15 protein-coding genes are annotated in these 20,180 nt (G+C 38.4%); 7 read left to right on the plus strand and 8 right to left on the minus strand.

The window, feature by feature from the left end:
- Nucleotides 1-157 precede the first annotated feature (157 nt).
- From WBW42_RS09050 to WBW42_RS09065, 4 genes are all read right to left on the minus strand, one after another.
- On the minus strand, nt 158-1,600 hold the full coding sequence (locus WBW42_RS09050) for a cryptochrome/photolyase family protein (RefSeq protein ID WP_002118715.1): 1,443 nt from the start codon (nt 1,598-1,600) through the stop codon (nt 158-160).
- A 118-nt stretch (nt 1,601-1,718) separates the two neighbouring features.
- Nucleotides 1,719-2,201, minus strand: a complete 483-nt coding sequence (locus tag WBW42_RS09055) for an FKBP-type peptidyl-prolyl cis-trans isomerase (protein ID WP_002118581.1) — start codon at nt 2,199-2,201, stop codon at nt 1,719-1,721.
- Between the two features lie 135 nt (nt 2,202-2,336).
- Nucleotides 2,337-3,623, minus strand: coding sequence for an NAD(P)/FAD-dependent oxidoreductase (locus tag WBW42_RS09060; protein WP_005067905.1), 1,287 nt, complete (start codon nt 3,621-3,623; stop codon nt 2,337-2,339).
- A gap of 98 nt (nt 3,624-3,721) precedes the next feature.
- Nucleotides 3,722-5,041 (minus strand): D-alanyl-D-alanine carboxypeptidase PBP6B, encoded by a 1,320-nt coding sequence (locus WBW42_RS09065; protein WP_032055238.1) that lies wholly within the window; start codon nt 5,039-5,041, stop codon nt 3,722-3,724.
- Between the two features lie 171 nt (nt 5,042-5,212).
- Here WBW42_RS09065 and WBW42_RS09070 point away from each other — a divergent pair, with 171 nt between their 5' ends.
- Entirely contained in the window at nt 5,213-6,916 is a 1,704-nt protein-coding gene (locus WBW42_RS09070; RefSeq protein WP_032055240.1) for a M61 family metallopeptidase, read from the plus strand.
- Between the two features lie 401 nt (nt 6,917-7,317).
- Nucleotides 7,318-9,555, plus strand: a complete 2,238-nt coding sequence (locus WBW42_RS09075; RefSeq protein ID WP_002118624.1) for an NADP-dependent isocitrate dehydrogenase — start codon at nt 7,318-7,320, stop codon at nt 9,553-9,555.
- A 113-nt stretch (nt 9,556-9,668) separates the two neighbouring features.
- On the opposite strand, the gene WBW42_RS09080 is transcribed toward WBW42_RS09075, so the two are convergent.
- Entirely contained in the window at nt 9,669-10,457 is a 789-nt protein-coding gene (locus WBW42_RS09080; protein ID WP_005067912.1) for an rRNA large subunit pseudouridine synthase E, read from the minus strand.
- A 196-nt stretch (nt 10,458-10,653) separates the two neighbouring features.
- Between WBW42_RS09080 and icd the strand changes: the two genes are divergently transcribed.
- Entirely contained in the window at nt 10,654-11,910 is a 1,257-nt protein-coding gene (gene icd, locus WBW42_RS09085; protein WP_284105565.1) for an NADP-dependent isocitrate dehydrogenase, read from the plus strand.
- A 35-nt stretch (nt 11,911-11,945) separates the two neighbouring features.
- On the opposite strand, the gene WBW42_RS09090 is transcribed toward icd, so the two are convergent.
- Both WBW42_RS09090 and WBW42_RS09095 read right to left on the minus strand, forming a co-directional pair.
- Nucleotides 11,946-12,071, minus strand: a complete 126-nt coding sequence (locus tag WBW42_RS09090; RefSeq protein ID WP_080776957.1) for a hypothetical protein — start codon at nt 12,069-12,071, stop codon at nt 11,946-11,948.
- Nucleotides 12,068-13,246, minus strand: a complete 1,179-nt coding sequence (locus tag WBW42_RS09095; RefSeq protein WP_032055241.1) for a YbfB/YjiJ family MFS transporter — start codon at nt 13,244-13,246, stop codon at nt 12,068-12,070. The genes WBW42_RS09090 and WBW42_RS09095 overlap by 4 nt, the downstream gene beginning before the upstream one ends.
- Before the next feature lie 96 nt (nt 13,247-13,342).
- On the opposite strand from WBW42_RS09095, the gene WBW42_RS09100 reads away from it, so the two are divergent.
- From WBW42_RS09100 to WBW42_RS09115, 4 genes are all read left to right on the plus strand, one after another.
- Nucleotides 13,343-14,224, plus strand: a complete 882-nt coding sequence (locus WBW42_RS09100) for a LysR family transcriptional regulator (protein WP_032055242.1) — start codon at nt 13,343-13,345, stop codon at nt 14,222-14,224.
- Nucleotides 14,225-14,432: 208 nt separating this feature from the next.
- On the plus strand, nt 14,433-15,827 hold the full coding sequence (locus WBW42_RS09105; protein ID WP_002118474.1) for an L-cystine transporter: 1,395 nt from the start codon (nt 14,433-14,435) through the stop codon (nt 15,825-15,827).
- A 149-nt stretch (nt 15,828-15,976) separates the two neighbouring features.
- Entirely contained in the window at nt 15,977-16,792 is an 816-nt protein-coding gene (locus WBW42_RS09110) for a PhzF family phenazine biosynthesis protein (RefSeq protein WP_032055244.1), read from the plus strand.
- A gap of 122 nt (nt 16,793-16,914) precedes the next feature.
- The gene (locus WBW42_RS09115) at nt 16,915-19,677 is read left to right on the plus strand and encodes a M16 family metallopeptidase (protein WP_032055246.1); all 2,763 of its coding nucleotides are present in this window, start codon (nt 16,915-16,917) and stop codon (nt 19,675-19,677) included.
- 61 nt (nt 19,678-19,738) lie between these two features.
- Here the strand turns inward: WBW42_RS09115 and WBW42_RS09120 are convergent, their stop codons facing one another.
- The gene (locus WBW42_RS09120) at nt 19,739-20,122 is read right to left on the minus strand and encodes a DUF3144 domain-containing protein (RefSeq protein WP_002118682.1); all 384 of its coding nucleotides are present in this window, start codon (nt 20,120-20,122) and stop codon (nt 19,739-19,741) included.
- Nucleotides 20,123-20,180 lie beyond the last annotated feature (58 nt).

Consider the following 20,180-nt stretch of genomic DNA (forward strand, 5'->3'; position numbering starts at 1 on the left):
ATACTTTTATTACTAAATGTGAGACATTGCGAAGTTGTTGTTGTTTATGGCCTTTTTTAAGTATCTATTATGTTTATTTGTAGAACAAAGTCTCACTATAGTCAAATACTGTTATTATTTTTTAATTAAAAATAAACACTTAAGACGTAATTCTTATTTAAATACTCTTGAAAGTTTCAATTGCTTTAAGACGAGTTTCCTTTAAATCTACAATTGGTTTTGGATAATTTAACTGAATATTCGTTTTAGTCGAGTAGGGCTCATGAATGGCTTTATTGTCTAGATGAGCTAATTCTTCAACCCATTGACGAATATAATCTCCATTTGGATCAAATTTCTTTGATTGAGCAATAGGGTTAAAAATTCTAAAGTAAGGTACGGCATCAGTTCCGGTAGAAGCACACCATTGCCAGCCACCATTATTTGCTGCTAAATCCCCATCGATTAAATGCTCCATAAACCATTGTTCACCTACTCGCCAATCGATGAGTAAGTTTTTACATAAAAACATAGCGGTAATCATGCGAACACGATTATGCATCCATCCCGTTTTTAAAAGTTGACGCATTCCAGCATCAATAATCGGTATACCTGTCTGGCCCGTTTGCCATGCAATTAGGTGCTCTGGGTTGTGATTCCACTTAATTTTCTGAGTGTCTTTTTTAAACGGAATATGTTTAGAAACATGGGGGAAATCAAATAAAATATGTTGATAAAATTCTCGCCAAATGAGTTCATCTAACCAAGTCTGCTGGCCTTCATTTGTCAAATGAAAGTTGCCATGTTCAGCCCTAAAAAGAGCTTGCAGGCACTGGCGGATAGACAAAATCCCAATGTTTAAGTAGGGGGAAAGTTGGCTAGTTCCTCTTACATTGGGAAAGTCACGTTCTAATTTATAATCAGATAAACGATCTTTAATAAATATGTCGAGCTGCTCTAGAGCAAAATTTTCTCCAGCTGGCCATAAGCCTTGTTGCTCTTTAGAAACAGAAGGATCAAAAAAAGCTTCAATATCTTCTAGAGTTAAGCTGTTTATTTTTGAAAAAGACGCTGGATAGCTACTTTGCTTTTCAGGAATTGGATAGCATTGAGGTAAACCACTGATATCCAATTTTGAATAACATGCTTTTTTAAATGCACCGAAAACCTGATAGGGCTGCTGTGACTGATTGCGAATAGAGCATAAAGGAAAAATCGTACGGTCATGGAATAAAAAGAGCTCTTTACCTTGTTGATTTAAAAAATCTTGTACAGTTTTATCTCTTTTTAATTCATTAACGCCGATCTCTATATTTGAATAGACATTTTCAATATTAAGTTGAGTGCTAAGTTCACCAATATAATCAGCGATATCTTTCCAGTAAGGAATGACTTGGATAATAAGGGGAATATTAAGTTGTTCTAGTTCTTTTTTGAGTTGTTGAAGTTGACGTAAATAGAAATTAATTTTTATAGGCGCATCGTGATGCATTTTCCATTGTTCAGGCGATAAAATAATTAACCCAATACAAGGCCCTTGTTGAGAGGCATGCCATAAAGCAGCATGGTCTCGAACTCTCAAATCTTGACGAAACCAAATTAGCTGATTTACGTTTGACATGAAAATTGGCCCTTATAGAGTGAGGTGAGTTAAAGGATTATTATCAAAATATTATATAAAAATAAATACATAAAAAAAGCAAAGCCGAAGCTTTGCCCTTATCATCTTTAAAGATGAATTAGTGGTGATGACCACCAGCACCGTGTACGTGACCGTGATCTAATTCTTCTTGAGAAGCATCACGGATTTCTACGATTTCAACTTCAAAAGTTAAATCTTGACCAGCAAGTGGGAAGTTAGCATCAACAACAACGTTGTCGCCTTCAACCGCTTTAACAGTAACGATCTGTACGCCGTCATCTGTTTGAGCTTGGAATTGCATACCAGGTTGAATGTTCTCAACACCTTGGAACATTTGAGCTGGAACTTCTTGTACTAGGTCTGGGTTGTATTCGCCATAACCTTCAGCAGCTGGAACGTTAACAGTGAATTTTTCACCAACAGTTTTACCTGTTAATGCATTTTCTAAACCAGGAATGATATTGCCTGCACCGTGCAAATAGGCAAGTGGTTCACCTTGAGATTGATCAAGTGTTTCACCCTCAGCGTTTGTTAATTTGTAGTGGAATGAAACCACGTGGTTATTTGCAATAGCAGTCATGTTTTTGATCCATTCAATCAATTGAAGCGTACATCATAAAGTGAAAAATAAATTTTGTAGACTACAAAATCTTAATCTTTGGCACTTTTTCTGATGCGTTTTTATATAAATAGGGACGAACTTAAAAAATTCAACTTAATACAGCTTAATTTTTGGACGTACACGTCTTGTAAGTAAATCTTTCATTGTGAGTAGTCCAGCCTGAGTATATCCGTGAATCGTTGCTTGATGTAAACGATATAAAGAGACATACATTGTTTTTGCAATATAGCCTTGTACGCTGACATCTCCAAGTAATTCTCCAACGGCTTTATGACGACTTAAAGACACGAGAGAACCTTTGTCGTTAAATGTAAACATCGGCTGTGACCGGCCATTTAGTCGAGCAGCCATAGCATCAACTAAGAAGCTGGCCTGTTGGCTTGCAACTTGAGCACGTGGGCCAAGTGGAGGATGTCTTGCATCAAGTTGGCAATGAGCACAGTCACCAAACGCAAATACATTTGGATCAGAATAGGTCTGCAACGTTGCATAGACCATCAGGCGGTTAATGTTATCGCGTTTAAAATCGGTAAAACTTTCTAATACCTTTGGTGCTTTTACGCCTGCGGCCCAAACGGTAATATCACTTTTGAGTTGGTTGCCATTGCTAAAGTAGATGCAATGCTCATCAATTTTTTCAACGCGGTGTTGAGTTAAAATTTCAACGCCCATTTTTTTGAGTTGCCCAGCACTGTGTTCAGCAGTTTTATCGCTTAGAGCAGGTAAAATACGTTCAGAAGCTTCAATCAGTGTGATTTTGACTTGGTTTGGATGAATCTTCTTTAAACCATATCGATAAAAGTTTTTAGTTGTTTCAATTAACTCAGCTGCCAGCTCTACACCTGTTGCTCCCGCACCAACAATTCCAATATTTAAAGTTCGTTGATTGGGTTGATTTTGAGCTTCAATATAAAGATGTAATAAATCTTGCTGGAAAATATCGGCTTGTTTTCTGCTATCAAGGAAATGGCAGTTTTCACGCACTCCAGTGGTATTAAAATCATTTGATACCGAACCAAGCGCTAAAATAAGTGTGTCATAACTTAGCTCTTGCGAATGATTCTGTTGATCCTTAGACACTTGAGGGGGCATTAGTTCAATTAATTTTTTATCTTTATTAACCCCAACTAATGTTCCGAGCACAAATTCGTAATGATGTTTTTCTGAGTGCGCAAAATAGTTAGTTTGTTCTTCGTGTGGATTTAAAGAGCCAGCAGCAATTTCATGAAGCAATGGTTTCCAAATATGAGTAAGGTTTTGGTCAACCAATGTAATCTTTGCTTTACGGTTTTTCCCAAAAGTTTCACCGAGTTGTGTTGCCAGTTCTAAGCCGCCAGCACCACCACCAACAATTACAATATGATGTAAATTTTGGGTCATTTTTTTCACCTAATTATTTTTCTATAAAAAAAGATGGCTAAATTATGCCATCTTTTATTTATAAAAATTATTGTGCGTCTGTGCACAATTTGATGTTTTTAGTGCGAATCTACTGGGTAGAGTTTAGCAGCACTATGTTCACTTGATGAAAAAATAGAGAAGAGGCTAGAAAACCACATTGCGATTTTTTGGAAAATATTGGCTTCTTCAATATGTACGTTATCTTCGATTTGAAGACTGCGGATAAGTTGATTATTTTGATAAATCGATACTGTTGCCAAACTTACGACTTTCATTAATGGCGCAGTTAATTGTTTTTCATTGAGTTCAATGTTTACATGGGTCTGAGTCGTTTCAAGTGGAGTAATCACATTGAGCTGTTGATTGCTATCAAGTACTTGAACGCGTTGAGTCACATTATCAAAAGTATTTAAGTCAATTGGTGCTGGGTCTGCATATAAAGATGTCGTTACAATTGTTGGTTGCTTTGTTTCAACCTTAAACATTTTTAAAGTCGACTTTACAACAGGTAGTTCAGCAATTAATTTCTGCTCAGGAATAATCACTTCATCACGTGTATAGGCGTAAGCAAGATTCATTAATTTATCTGCAATCTCAGCGCGTTTTACAGCACTCGGTGTACCTAAAACAATGACTAATAAACGTCTTTGAGTTAAGTCAGATGAGAATGAAGGACGTGAAGCTGTGAGTGCCAAGTTATAACCTGCTGCTTTGGTATATCCCGTTTTAAGGCCATCTACATATGGGTCATATTTGAGCGCAAGGTTTGTCGCATGATGGAAGCGTTGGTTATAGCTAAAGCTTGGCATTTTTGAATAATGTAAATATTCAGGGGTTTGTTTAATTAATGCCTGACTTAATAAGCTAAGGTCGTGTGCTGTAGTGAAATGATCAGGCATCGTAATTCCGGCAGGATTACTAAAATGAGTATCTTTCATACCCAAAGCTTGAGCTTCCTGATTCATACGTTGTACGAAGCGCGGAACATCACCAGAGATTTTTTCAGCTAAAGTCACGGCTGCATCATTAGCAGACATCACGATTAAACCTGCCAATAACTGATCAACTGAAATTTGTTCACCAGCTTTAAGATACATTTGTGATTCATCCCACTGCACAACACTAACCACTGGAGTTGCAGTAATGATTTCTTCTTTTTTCAGTTTTCCAGCTTTAATCTCTTTTAGGGCAATGTATGCAACCATCATTTTGGTTAAAGATGCTGGTGCACGTTGAACATGGCTATTATGCTCAGCAATGATTTGACCCGATTGAGTATCTACAATAGTCCATGCAGCAGCTTCAACACTTTCAGGTGCAATATTGAGTAATGCAGCATTGGTTAGGGTAGTACAAAAAATACTAAAGAGGGTAAAAAGAGATAGAAAAAATTTCACGGATGACCTTAACTTTCACTGGCAAATACGGGACACAGATGCACAGCATGCTATGCCTTTTTTTCGTGGAAGGCTAGTGGGAATTGTTGCCAAAAAATACATCTACGCAAGACGATACAAAAAAGTGATAATCTAATGTGAAGCCGTTCTTATTTTTAAATTGAAGAATTTATGTTGCATTATCAAATTGAGTTCGATGATTACAAACAGCACCTCGTTCACGTGACAATTCGTTTTTTAGCCAACCCGAATCAGGAACTTTGGTTACCAACGTGGATTCCGGGTAGTTATCTAATTCGAGAGTTCTCAAAACATATTGAATCCGTTAAAGCTTATGATGAAGCTGGACGTCTACTGGACATTAAAAAAACGAGCAAGAATCGCTGGCGTTTATTTAATACAGACCACGAATTAATGACGATTGAATATGATGTATATGCATATGATTTGTCTGTCCGTGGTGCGTATGTAGACCAGACTCGTCTATATATTAATCCTGCGTGTGTATGTTTAGCGTTAGAGGGGCAGGAGCAGTCTGCTTGTGAAGTCGAAGTTTTCTTGCCGGATGAATTAAAGCATTTTCAGTTAGCAACAGGCTTAGCTTCAAAAAGCTTAGTTAAAGGTCGATTTACTTTAAAAGCAGATCACTACGATCAACTGATCGATAGTCCATTTGAATTGGCTGATCAAACACGCTTTAGTTTTGAGACGAACGGCATTGAACATGAGTTCGTAATTTCTGGTTCGCACAATACCAATATTGATCGCCTAAAAGCCGATATTGAAAAGATTTGTGCAGCTGAAATAAATATGTTCGGTTCGGCACCATTTAAAAACTATACCTTTATGACCATGGCAACAGGTAATAGTTATGGTGGATTAGAGCATTGCAATAGCACAAGCTTGATTACACCGCGTGATGATTTGCCAAAGTCGAATGAACCAACTGAACCTTCTAAAGATTATCAACGCTTTTTAGGCTTATGTAGTCATGAATATTTTCATTCATGGTTAGTCAAGTTTATCCGCCCAGAAAACTTTGCAAACTATAATTTGCATCAAGAAGGCTATACTTCTTTACTTTGGATATTTGAAGGCTTTACTTCATATTACGATGACCTGATTTTATTACGTAGTGGCGTAATTTCTCAGAAGTCTTATCTTGATTTACTCAAAGCACAAATTGACCGTTATTTGCAAAACCCAGGTCGTTTTGTTCAAACAGTTGCAGAGTCAAGTTTTGACGCGTGGATTAAATTTTATCGCCAAGATGAAAACTCGAATAATGCGGGCACTAGTTACTACAATAAAGGTTCGCTTGTAGCATTATGTCTAGATTTAGGTTTACGTCTACGGGGTTCTAGTCTTGATGCTTTAATGCGTCGGTTATATGAAAACACTCAAAATGGTATGCAAGTAAACGAAAGAACCATTTTTGATTTATGTAAAGAACTGACGGGTGATAGCTGGATTGAACAAATTAATCATTTGATTAATACCACTGATGAATTGCCACTTGATCAACTGTTCCCTGAGTTTGGCTTAAGTTATAGAGTTAAAACTGACAAATCTTTGCCACTTGGTTTGAAACTTGTTGATAAGCCTGAAGGTGTACTCGTGCAAAGTACTCGCCGTGATAGCGCAGCAGCTAAAGCAGGTATTTCTGCCAATGATGTAATTATTGCAATTGATGGGCTAAAAGCGACCACTAAACTTGTTGAGAAGTATGCAAAGCAGGGCGGTACTTATACTGTGTTTGCTTTCCGTCGCGATGAGTTACTATCTTTTGAAGTTGAATGTGCTACATCTGATTTAACTGAAGTTGAACTTATTATTGAAGATCAGGCTAAAACTGAAAAATGGTTAAAAGCTTAAATAACAAATAAATAGTTTATAAAAAACCGATGTTTTGTACGTCGGTTTTTTATTTTTTAAGTGCTGCTAAACGATGAGATTCGTTTTATCTTTGAGTTTGTTTTGAATGAAAAGTATAATAATTGTCAGAACTCTGAAAGATATCTCATGTAATTTAATCGTATTCAGTCCCTAAAAAAGTAATGATGAATTATGTATTACTTAAAGTTGGGTATAGGAATATTATCAATAGATTTAAATTATGTATTATTTCGCTGCGAAATGTCGTTATCACTGGATATTTCGTTGACTGGAAGACAATGAGAGCCGATACTCTCAGGGTTTTATTTAAGCATATCGGTTCGTAGGCACTGGGCCACAAGCTCGGTCCTCAACACTCAATCAAACGGAAGGGGCTATATATGGCTGGTGAAAAGTCAACTATTATTTACACACTGACTGATGAGGCGCCATTATTGGCGACCTATTCGCTACTGCCGATCATTGAGACCTTTACCAAGCCAGCTGGCATCGAGATTATTAAAAGTGACATCTCTGTAGCTGCACGTGTGCTCGCAGAATTCGCTGATTACCTAAGTGAAGAGCAAAAGGTATCCGACAACCTTGCAGAGCTAGGTCGTCTTACACAAGATCCAGATACAAACATTATCAAACTCCCGAACATTAGTGCGTCTGTTGCGCAATTAACTGCATGTATTAAAGAGCTTCAATCAAAAGGTTATGCAATTCCAGATTATCCGGAAAATCCAACGACTGAAGAAGAAAAATCAATCAAAGCTCGTTATGGTAAGTGCCTTGGTTCAGCAGTAAACCCTGTCCTTCGTGAAGGTAACTCTGACCGCCGTGCTCCAGCAGCAGTTAAAAACTATGCGAAAAAACACCCTCATTCAATGAGCGAGTGGAAACAGTGGTCACAAACTCACGTTTCACATATGGAAGAAGGTGACTTCTACCATGGTGAAAAATCAATGACACTTGATCGCGCACGTAATGTGAAAATGGAACTTATCACGAATAGTGGTAAGAGCATTGTTCTTAAGCCAAAAGTTGCGCTTCAAGAAGGTGAAATCATTGATTCAATGTTCATGAGCAAGAAAGCACTTTGTGATTTCTATGAAAAAGAACTTGATGATTGTAAAGAAGCGGGAATTTTATTCTCTTTACACGTAAAAGCGACAATGATGAAAGTTTCACACCCGATCGTTTTCGGTCACTGTGTGAAAATCTATTACAAAGAAGCTTTCGAAAAGCACGGTAAGTTATTTGACGAATTAGGCATTAACGTTAATAACGGTATGGCTGGGTTGTACGAGAAAATCGAAACTCTTCCAACTTCATTACGTGAAGAAATCATTGAAGACTTACATGCTTGTCAAGAACACCGTCCTGCACTTGCAATGGTTGACTCGGCAAAAGGCATCACAAACTTCCACTCTCCAAACGACATCATCGTTGATGCTTCTATGCCAGCAATGATCCGTGCCGGTGGTAAAATGTGGGGTGCTGATGGTAAGCAGTATGATGCTAAAGCTGTTATGCCAGAATCAACATTTGCCCGTATTTACCAAGAAATGATCAACTTCTGTAAGTGGCATGGTAACTTCGATCCAAAGACTATGGGTACAGTACCAAACGTTGGTTTGATGGCTCAAAAAGCTGAAGAATACGGTTCTCACGATAAGACTTTTGAGATTTCAGAAGCTGGTATTGCAAACATTACCGATCTTGACACTGGTGAAGTGTTATTGACTCAAAATGTGGAAGAAGGCGATATCTGGCGTATGTGTCAGGTTAAAGATGCTCCGATTCGTGACTGGGTTAAACTTGCAGTAACTCGTGCACGTAACTCAGGCATGCCTGCAATCTTCTGGCTTGACCCGTACCGTCCACACGAAAACGAATTGATCAAGAAAGTACAAAAGTACTTAAAAGATCATGATACGACTGGTCTTGATATCCAAATCATGTCTCAAGTACGTGCAATGCGTTACACACTTGAGCGCGTAGTACGTGGCCTAGACACGATTTCTGTGACTGGTAACATCTTACGTGACTACTTAACTGACTTGTTCCCAATTATGGAACTTGGTACTTCTGCAAAAATGTTGTCTATCGTTCCGCTAATGGCGGGTGGTGGTATGTACGAAACTGGTGCAGGTGGTTCAGCGCCAAAACACGTACAACAACTTGTTGAAGAAAACCACTTACGTTGGGATTCACTTGGTGAGTTCCTTGCGCTTGCAGTATCTTTAGAAGAGATGGGCATTAAAGAAAATAATGCTCGTGCTAAGTTACTTGCGAAGACACTTGATGAAGCGACTGGTAAATTGCTTGACAATGACAAGTCTCCATCACGTCGTACTGGTGAAATCGACAACCGTGGCAGCCACTTCTACTTGTCACTTTACTGGGCTGAAGCACTTGCTGCTCAGAACGAAGATGCTGAGTTGAAAGCTAAATTTGCTCCTCTTGCTAAAGCTTTAGCTGAAAATGAAGAGAAGATTGTTGCTGAACTTGCTCAAGTACAAGGTAAACCAGCGGACATCGGTGGTTACTACGCAATTGACCCAACTAAAGTAAATGCTGTAATGCGTCCAAGTGCTACATTTAATGCAGCTCTTGCAACAGTTGAGGCTTAATTACTCACTCGTTAGTAAATAGCTTAAGAGCCGGTGCATATGCACCGGTTTTTTATTTCTTAAAAAAAGATATTAAAAAAGCCCACTGATGTGAGCTTTTAAAAGATTAAATCTTATCGACCATTGCGGCCACGACCACGTGGTGCTTTGGTATTTGGACGAGTTGTACCATTAGTCTTACGACGTGGTTTCTCGCTTTCATCCATTTGCCAGATACGTTTTGTACCAGACTTTTTCGCAGAACCATCTTTGTTTTTGCGAACCATTGGTTTGCCACCAGTACCGCCTGGCTTTTTCACATATGAACGTGAGCGATAAGGCTGTTCAGCTGGTACATCTTTAAAGTCAGGGTAGAGTAATGGTTCAATTTCTTTTACATCACCCGGTCTTAGACCAAGTTGAACTAAGTCAATTGAGCCAATTTTAGTACGAATGAGACGTAAAGTTGGAAAACCTACCGCAGAAGTCATACGACGAACTTGACGGTTACGGCCTTCGCAAATTGAAATCTCAATCCAAGATGTTGGAATATTTGCACGGTAACGTACTGGCGGATTACGTTCCCATAACCATTCAGGTTCACTGACTTTAATGGCTTTGGCAGGAAGCGTCATACCATCATTTAGCTCTACACCTTTACGAAGTTGCTCAAGCGCTTCTTCGGTTACATCGCCATCAACTTGAACTAAATACGTTTTGTATTTTTTATTTGCAGGGTTGGTAATGAACTGATTCAGACCACCATGATCGGTTAAAAAAACTAAACCCTCAGAGTCCATATCGAGACGGCCTGCCAAGCGCAAAGTCGGGTCATCAACAAAGTCAGAGACGGTCATGTGCGCTTCGTCTTTACGAAACTGGGAGAGAACGTCATAAGGTTTGTTGAGAATCACAATTTTCATAAAAAATGGCTTCTTCTTTCAAATAACTAGAGAAAACATTGAGCTATATTTAAGTGCGAAATTTGCTTATTTCCCACATAAATCTCAAAAAGAATTAAATTCGATTAAGCTATTATGCGTTAATAAAAGTTGAAAGTATTGTTTATCGATAATTATTTTTAGTTATTTAAGTATTATAAAAGGGAGAATCTACACAATGGGTTATCAGAAGATCGTGGTTCCTGCCGATGGCGACAAAATCAAAGTAAATGCAGACCTATCACTGAACGTACCAAATCATCCAATTATTCCTTTCATTGAAGGCGACGGTATTGGTGTGGATATTACACCAACAATGAAAGCAGTCGTAGATGCTGCGATTTTAAAAGCTTACGGTGGCAAACGCTCAATCGAATGGATGGAAGTGTATTGCGGCGAGAAAGCCAATAAAATTTATGGCAACTATATGCCAGAAGAAACTTTTGAAGCACTCCGCGAGTTTGTTGTATCCATCAAAGGTTCTTTAACCACACCAGTAGGTGGAGGCATTCGTTCACTCAACGTTGCTTTGCGCCAAGAATTAGATCTATATGTTTGCGTACGACCAGTACGTTGGTTTGAAGGCGTTCCTTCACCGGTTCAACACCCCGAATTAACTGACATGGTGATTTTTCGTGAGAACTCGGAAGATATCTATGCAGGTATTGAGTGGAAAGCCGATTCTGAAGAGGCAAAAAAAGTCATTAAGTTCCTTCAAGAAGAAATGGGTGTCACAAAAATTCGTTTCCCTGAAGGATGTGGCATTGGAATTAAACCAGTTTCAAAAGAAGGAACACAGCGTTTAGTCCGTAAAGCCATTCAGTTTGCAATCGAAAATGACAAGCCTTCTGTGACGCTGGTTCACAAGGGTAATATCATGAAATACACCGAAGGTGCTTTTAAAGAATGGGGCTATGAGTTGGCTCTTGATCGTTTCGGTGGAGAGCTAATTGATGGTGGCCCATGGGTTAAAATTAAAAACCCTAGAACTGGTAAAGACATCATTATCAAAGATGTCATTGCAGATGCGTTTTTACAACAGATCCTCATGCGTCCAGCCGATTACTCTGTGATTGCCACACTAAATTTAAACGGTGACTATATTTCTGATGCTTTGGCAGCAGAAGTAGGCGGCATTGGTATTGCACCTGGTGCAAATATTGGTGGTGCTATTGCAGTATATGAAGCAACTCATGGTACCGCACCTAAATATGCGGGACAGGATAAAGTAAACCCTGGTTCTATTATTCTTTCTGCGGAAATGATGCTGCGTGATATGGGGTGGACAGAGGCTGCTGACTTGATCATTAAAGGGATTTCTGGAGCGATTGCTGCCAAAACTGTAACTTATGATTTTGAGCGACTAATGCCGGGAGCAACCTTGTTACGTTGTTCTGAGTTTGGTGATGCGATTATTAAGCACATGGGAGAGTAATCTGCTATAAAAAAGCCCTCGGTTGAGGGCTTTTTTTATTGTAAAAATTCAGAGTGCTTAGTGGTCTTCGTGATGCCGACTTTCTTTTGATAACTCTGATCTATGGCCTGAATAACAAGAACAAAGGCAATTAAAAATAGCGGGAAGAACAGAGATTTCATGATTTGGTTTCTCCGAAAGTTGAGGTGAAAGAAGGGCGTAGGGGAATTAAAAGGCAAACTGCAAAGAGTAGAACGGTTCCACCCAAAAGAAAGAGATGTGCATAAGACCAATGCAAATGATGCAAAGTACTAATGACAACACCTCCTAAAAGCTGAGTACTGGCAAAGCCAATGGTGGCAAGGCTCCAAAGCTTTTGATAACGGTGCTCATAAATCTGTAGCAGACTATAAGAACTAATAAATACGGTTGCGGGAGTCAGTAAGCCTGTCAGAAGCGAAGATAAGGCCAGTAAAGATGCGGTATGTGAAAGGAACGGCAAAACAACGGCTAAGCTGTAAATGGTATATAACCATTTAATGGCCTGTAGATATCCAATTAGTCTGCTTAAGCAATAAGCGACAAGTGCACCAATACAGCTTCCCACTCCATAGAGAACCCAAAATAGATTTCTTTGCTGTAGGGGAAAATGCAGAGTTCCGGATAAATAATCCATCCAAAACAAAGAGTGTGGAATATATGCAAAGGCACTACACATATAGGCAATAATAATGACAAGGCCTAAACGTGATTTTTGTAAGGCTTGTAGAGAGGTCGATTGCGGTTTAATAATCTGGGCAGTATTACGAGTTAATAATCGATAAAGAGTTAAGCTTCCTAATAGAGAAAGACCCGCGAAAATATTCCAAACATAATGTACGGGCATATTTTTAAGTAGAGGAATAATAATAGTGGCGGATAAAACGCCGACACCAATCCCGCTAAAGCCTAAAAAATTAACTTTTAATCTTTGCGTGATAGGAATGTATTTCATTGCAAAGCTAGGCGCCAAAATCATAAGTAAGCCGCCAGCAATACCTGAAATCGTACGCCAAAAAATGAACCACACCAAAGGCATATCCATGAATGAACAGCCTAGTAGGCTGAGGCTGCCAGCTATAGCCGACAAGACAATCATGGGTGGGATGTACTTTTCTTTAATACTTAAGAGCGCTAATAAGGCACCAATCAGATATCCCAATAAATTTGCGCTCCCTAAGTAACTGGCAAAATCGTGAGTCCATTGGTATTGCTCGATCATGATGGGCATAAGCGCAGTATAGGAAAATCTAAAAACACCAATTCCCAAACAAGTTGTCAAAAAGACAATTAAGCTCATTCGATAAAACGTAGACATGAGAGGACGCTCAATTTTTTTATTATTAAAAGCGAGTTTTTAAATCTTTAAAAATGATTTAATATGATGGTGATTATCTTATTTTGAGATAGTGGTATGTTACTTAAGTCTCTAGAGTTTTTTTTAGCTGTTGCAGAGAGTGGAAGTTTTTCCTTGGCTGCACAAAAAATGTATACGGTTCAATCGAATATCACGAGCCATGTGAAAAAGCTTGAAGAAGAGTTAGGGGTTATTTTATTCAATCGTAATAACCCAGTGACTTTAACGAATGCTGGACAACAGCTGCATAGCTATGCTGTTCAAATGATTGCTCTACATAATAAAGCGAAAAAAATCTTTCAAGAGGGTGATATTGACCCGAACGAAACCATTCGTTTGGGCAGTATGGAAACGACAGCAGCAATACGTCTACCTCAATTACTCAATCAATGTATGCAGCAATATCCGAATTTGCCGATTGAGCTGCAAACTCACCCGACACGATATTTGTTAAGCGCTGTGCAGCAAGGAGAGGTCGATTGTGCTTTTGTTGCTTCTAAATATTTAATTCCAGAGTTGTATAGTTTACCTGTTTGGAAAGAACAATTGGTTTTGGTTTGTCCGAAACAGCAAACTCACTTTCCAGATGTTGCCAAGCTTGCAAAGACCCGATTTATTGCGTTTCGACAAGGTTGTTCTTATCGTCATGCAATCGAGTTATTTTTAAATGATCACAGTGTTCCGCCTTCACAAATCATGGAAATGGGCAGTCTGGACGGGATTGTAAGCTGTGTGGAATTAGGCGTTGGTTTTGCTTTATTGCCAAAGTCATATCTAAACAAAGTAGTCGATAAAGTGTCATTAAGTTGTTTTGAACTTAATACTGAATCCGCTCATTTTACTACCTACTTGGTTGCCCAGTCGCCCGAAACATGGGGAACCAATTTAAAGCAGTTTATTCATTTTATTGAGCAACAATTTGAATTAAAGGTTGCTTAGGTTGTGATTGATTTTCATACGTAAATATCCAACTTAATTTATAAATTAAAAGTGATATATATGTATGAAAAAGTCATTTTATATTCTCACAGAGGTTTGTAATCATCTTGATGCTATAAAATTGTGGAAAAGGGTAGTTTATATAGGCTGGCTATGGTCAAATATGCCCCCTTGAAAGATGACACAAGCAATAATTTGGAGTTTGGGAATGAATATACCCTTAATCATCAATATTGTGGTTTTTGTCGGGTTAATATTTTTACTCGCCCAAACACGTAAAACGGACTGGAGCTTATCTAAAAAAGTTCTGGCTGGCTTAGTTCTAGGTGTGGTGTTTGGTTTAGGACTACATTTGATTTATGGCGGTGGCCATCCGATTCTTGCTGAATCTATTAGCTGGTTTAATATCGTTGGAAACGGCTATGTAAAACTTTTACAAATGGTCGTGATGCCTTTGGTATTTGTGTCTATTTTGGGAGCGGTTGCAAAATTACACCAAGCCTCATCTTTAGGCAAAATCAGTTTTTATACGATTGGTACTTTACTCTTTACAACACTGATTGCTGCACTGGTAGGGGTATTTGTTACCAACCTGTTTGGCTTAACTGCAAAAGGTTTGGTGCAAGGTGCTGCTGAAACTGCACGCTTAACTGCGATTAATACGGACTATGTAGGCAAAGTTACCGATTTAAGTGTACCGCAGTTTATTCTTTCCTTTATTCCAAGTAACCCATTTGCTGAATTGACTGGTGCAAACCCAACATCAATTATTAGTGTAGTTATTTTCGCCGTCTTTTTAGGTATAGCAGCGCTTAACCTAATGAAGGACGACGCAGAAAAAGGTCAACGTATTCTGACTGCGATTCAGACGTTGCAGTCATGGGTAATGAAGCTTGTACGCTTAGTGATGACACTTACGCCATATGGCGTATTTGCGCTTATGACAAAAGTCGTGGCAAGTTCAAACGTCGCAGATATCTTAAATCTAGGCGGTTTCTTGGTTGCATCTTATTTAGGCTTGGCGATTATGTTTGTCGTACATGCCATTATTTTGACTATGACCGGTGTGTCTCCGCTTAAATTCTTTAAGAAAGTTGCTCCAGTTTTAACGTTCGCATTCACTAGCCGTTCAAGTGCAGCAAGTATTCCACTGAGTATTGAAACACAAACTCGTCGTTTGGGTGTGCCTGAATCTATTGCAAGTTTCTCTGCTTCTTTTGGTGCCACCATTGGTCAAAATGGCTGTGCGGGTTTGTATCCTGCAATGCTGGCAGTGATGGTTGCACCTACCATGGGTATTAACACCTTAGACCCAATGTGGATTGCATCGTTAGTCGGTATTGTGACCTTAAGTTCAATTGGGGTTGCAGGAGTAGGTGGTGGTGCGACTTTCGCTGCGTTGATTGTGCTTCCTGCCATGGGTTTACCTGTAACATTGGTTGCGCTTCTTATTTCAATCGAACCCCTCATTGATATGGGACGTACTGCGTTAAACGTAAATGGTTCGATGACTGCTGGCGTAGTTACGAGCCAATTGATGGGCCAGACTGATAAAGAAATATTAAACAGTGAAGATGAAATTGAGTTAACTCAACATCATTAAAAATCAATAAAAAAACGGCTCTCCACTCTGGATGAGCCGTTTTTTTATAGGCATAAATTGCCACTGTGATGTTAATTTTAAAAAAACTGTATCTGTTTTTCTTTTAAATAATTTTCGAAAATAGGCCTATTACAAAAGAGAGCACTATCATGAAAATGTATCAAGTCGATGCTTTTACAAAAGAGTTATTTCGTGGAAATCCAGCCGCTGTCGTTGTTGAAAAAGAGTGGTTAGATGTAGATTTAATGCAGAAGATAGCACTTGAAAATAATTTGTCTGAAACTGCTTTTGTAAAAATTATAGACTTTGAAAACTATGAAATCCGTTGGTTCACGCCAACGGTTGAAGTTGATTTCTGTGGGCATGCCACGCTTGCCAGCGCTTTCGTATTATTTAAAGATTTTACTGACAAAAAGACAATTAATTTTCATGTTCGAAACTTAGGTCTTTTTGTGGTCCACCAAGATGAAGATGGTAAAATCAGAATGGATTTTCCAATTCGCAAAGCTCATCAAGTTGAAGATTATCCAGCTATTTTACGTCAAGCATTAACAAAGCCTTTTAAAGCGGTTTATCAAAATGTTCAAGCCTACATTATTGAGTATGAATCAGTGCAAGACGTGTTAGATGAGCAGCCTGACATGAACTTACTTAAAGCCTTGGGTAAACGGACTGCGATTACTACTGCAGGGATGGATGTTGCCATCACCTCAAAAGCCGATCAACAATATGATTGTGTATCGCGTTATTTTGCACCTGTCGCGGGCATTGAAGAAGACCCAGTTACGGGTTCAATTCATACGGCAATAGCGCCATTATGGGCAGAGAAACTCGCTAAAAATAATATTATTGCTTATCAGGCTTCTAGCCGTGGAGGCGTTTTGTATTGCAATATTCTGAATCAGGAACGTATTGAAGTTTCAGGGTATGGGAAGCTTTATATGCAAGCTGAAATTTTTCCTTAAAATATAAGGCCGTTTAAATAAACGGCTTTTTTTTCAAAACTTTACTATGAAAATTAGTTCAAATTTCCTACTATAGTCCTACAACTATTGATTTTTTATTATTCAAATTAATTGGTATTTATATGTTTATGCAGTTTAAACAACTGACACTCTCCCTATGTATTCTTGGTTTAAGTGCTGCGTCTTGGGCACAAACTACACTAGTAAAAAGTAAGCAAAATATTGAGGAATATAAATTAGATAATGGTTTTCGGATTGTGCTTGCACCGAATGACAAAGAAAATAAAATCTTTATTAATACCATTTATTTAACAGGCTCATTAAATGACCCGCAAGGTAAAAGTGGCTTAGCTCATTTGCTTGAGCACTTGGCTTTTAAGGGAACACAAAATGTTAAAGGGGAAGAATTCCAGCGTCGTTTAGATCAATATACATTGATGACAAACGCCAGCACCGATTATTATTCAACAAAATATACTAATATCGTTCGTCCAGAAAAAACTGCGCTTGATCAAGTACTGTATCTTGAATCTGAGCGTATGGATAAATTAGTTCTTCAAGAAAAGTTTGTTCCTTCCGAAATTGAAATCGTAAAGCGTGAACGCGAAGTTCGCATGGATCAGCCATTTGCTGTGCTGATGGATCAAATGTGGAAGTCAGCTTATGGTAACCAATATTTAGGTCGTTTACCGATTGGTGATTTGCCTGAACTTAAATCTATTAAAATGCCTGAATTGAACCAGTTTTATCGTAGCTGGTATGCACCTAATAATGCTGTTATGGTCATTTCAGGTAAATTTGATAAGACAGATGTCTTAAAAACAATTGATCAATATTTTAGTCCAATTGCGGCAAGAGAAGTTCCGAAGACTGTACAGATTCCTGTGCTTGACTCTACAAAAATAAAAAATCGTCAATTCATGGTGAAAAAGGGCAGTGATCTGGCTAAATTCCATATCTATATGAATGGTAAAAATACCAAAATTCAGCCGACACTCGCTTTAGCTCCTTTGTTATATACAATGCAGCCAAGTGGTCACCTATACCAAAATATGGTGGAAACAGGTATTACCACAAATGTTGAAGCTAGTACTTGGTTAGACCAAGATTTTAATGTGGTGTTTCTAGGCGCCATTTATTCACCAAGTAATGACCCTAAAAAAGTTGAAAGTTCTTTGTTAGCAGGCATTGAAAAAGGGAAGCCGTTTACTGAAGTTGAATTAAATCGTGTTAAAAGTTTAATGAAAACTCAAGGTGATCTAATCACGAAAGATGCGGTAGCACTGGGGTCACGTTTAAGTGATTACACCGTCGCTGGCGGGCAATGGGATCAATATTTTAAAGATTTAGATTCTGTAGAAAAAGTTAAGCTAGATGATGTGAATCAAACTTTAAAACAGTTCCTTGTGGCTGACCATCGTATTGATGGCGATATTTTGCCAACACCTGAAGACCAGAAAAAAGCGCAACAGCAAAATTCAAAAGAGACACCTAAAACTCTAGATCAGGTCGAAGCAAAGGCTGAACCTTTAAAAGATCCGAAGGTATATCAACAAGAAGTTGCTGAGTTTTTAAAAACTTCTAAGCAATATGTTGAAAGCAATGAGAAGAAGATTATCCGTGGAAAACTAAAAAATGGAATGAAGTATGCTTTATTCCCAGTTGAAACACGTGATGATCGTACTTATGCAACGATTACGATGGACTTCGGAACAGAAAAATCTTTATTTAATAAAGGTACGGTAGTTGATCTAACCTCATACTTATTGCTTCGTGGTTCTGATAAATACAGTTTGCAAGATATTGCCGATAAATCAATTGATGCAGGCGGTGCGGCTTATGCAAGTGCTGACGGCAATGGCATGACCATTAATATTCAGTCTAAATCAGAAAAATTTGATGAGTTTTTCAAGTTTGTTCTTGATGTGATGAAGAATCCAAAATTTGAACAATCTCAGTTTGATTTAATTAAATCGCAAAGCTTATCAAGCCTAGATCGTCCTTATACCGAGCCAGATGTGGTAGCGGGCTTAACACTTTCACGTTTACTTGAAGAATATCAACCAGGTGATTTGCGTTATCACTTTGAACCTGAACTAGCAAAACAGCAGTTGAAAAACGCAACTCAAGAACAGGTGAAAGAGTTATATGAGCGTTTCTTTGCAATGAACCATGCTCAAATTGCCATTACAGGCGAATTTGATGCGAAAAAGATGCAAAAATTACTGAATCAGGAATTTGGTCATTGGAACGGTAAACAGCCATATCAAAAAATCTTGATTGATCACGTTGATTTTCCAGCACAGCAAGTTCATGTTTTATCTGAGCAACGTGAATTTGGTAGTTACCAGAGTGTGCTTTCAACTCCAGTTGGTAAAAACCATCCAGATGCATCTGCTCTCATTTTAATGAACTATATTTTAGGGGAATCTCAAATTTCATCACGTTTGGCTCAAGAGCTTCGTGAGAAAAATGCCCTAGTGTATGGTTTTGGAAGCGGGCTACAACTTGACCGTGACACGAATGTAGGGGCTTTGAGTATTAGTGCAAATTATACTTCGGGCCGCTCAGCACAAGTGTCTGCATCAATACATAAAGTGTTAAATGACTTGGTTAAAAATGGGGTAACTGAGCAAGAGCTTGAAGCTGCTAAAGCAGATATCATGAAGAAACGAGTTACGGCTTTAGAAGATGAACGTAATATTCATGGCATGTTAAATCTACAGCTTGAAACAAACAAAACATTGCAAGACCGAATTCGTCATGATCAAGAGTTAACTAAATTGACTGTTGCTGACGTTAACAGAGTAATTAAGAAGTATATTAAACCTGAACATTTGGTCGAAGTGATGGCTGATCAATATGGTCAGGCCGCAAAGAAATAAAGTCTTCTCGTAAATAAAAAGCCACTGAAATGTGGCTTTTTATTTGGATCTTTAAATCATATTAATGATCATGTTTGTGTGCGTGAAAATCTTCATTTTTACGGAAACGTAAATAATTTTCAAACTGTTCACAATATTCATCGAAGTTATCTTCAAGCATCATCTGAAATTGCTGAAGAAGGTAAGACATAACCTGATCTTTCGCATCACGCATTTCATTACCATCTTTAAAGTTATTTGCTGCTACCCATGTATTGAAGCGGGCAGTAGCAAATAACATTGCAGCACTCACTTGACCACGTAGCTCAGCTGGATCAACTTTTTTATCTTTTGGCGGGCGACAAAAATCATTAGCTTGTTTAATAAATTCATCCGCACGCTCAAAGAAAACCGCATTTAACGCTTCTTCTTCAGTAATATCTGTTGCATTAATCTTTTGAGACATGACTTATTCCCGCAAAAATAGAGCTGCTTATTATAGGCAAACGCTTGCGGAAACAAAA

Source organism: Acinetobacter sp. LT1 (assembly GCF_059800965.1).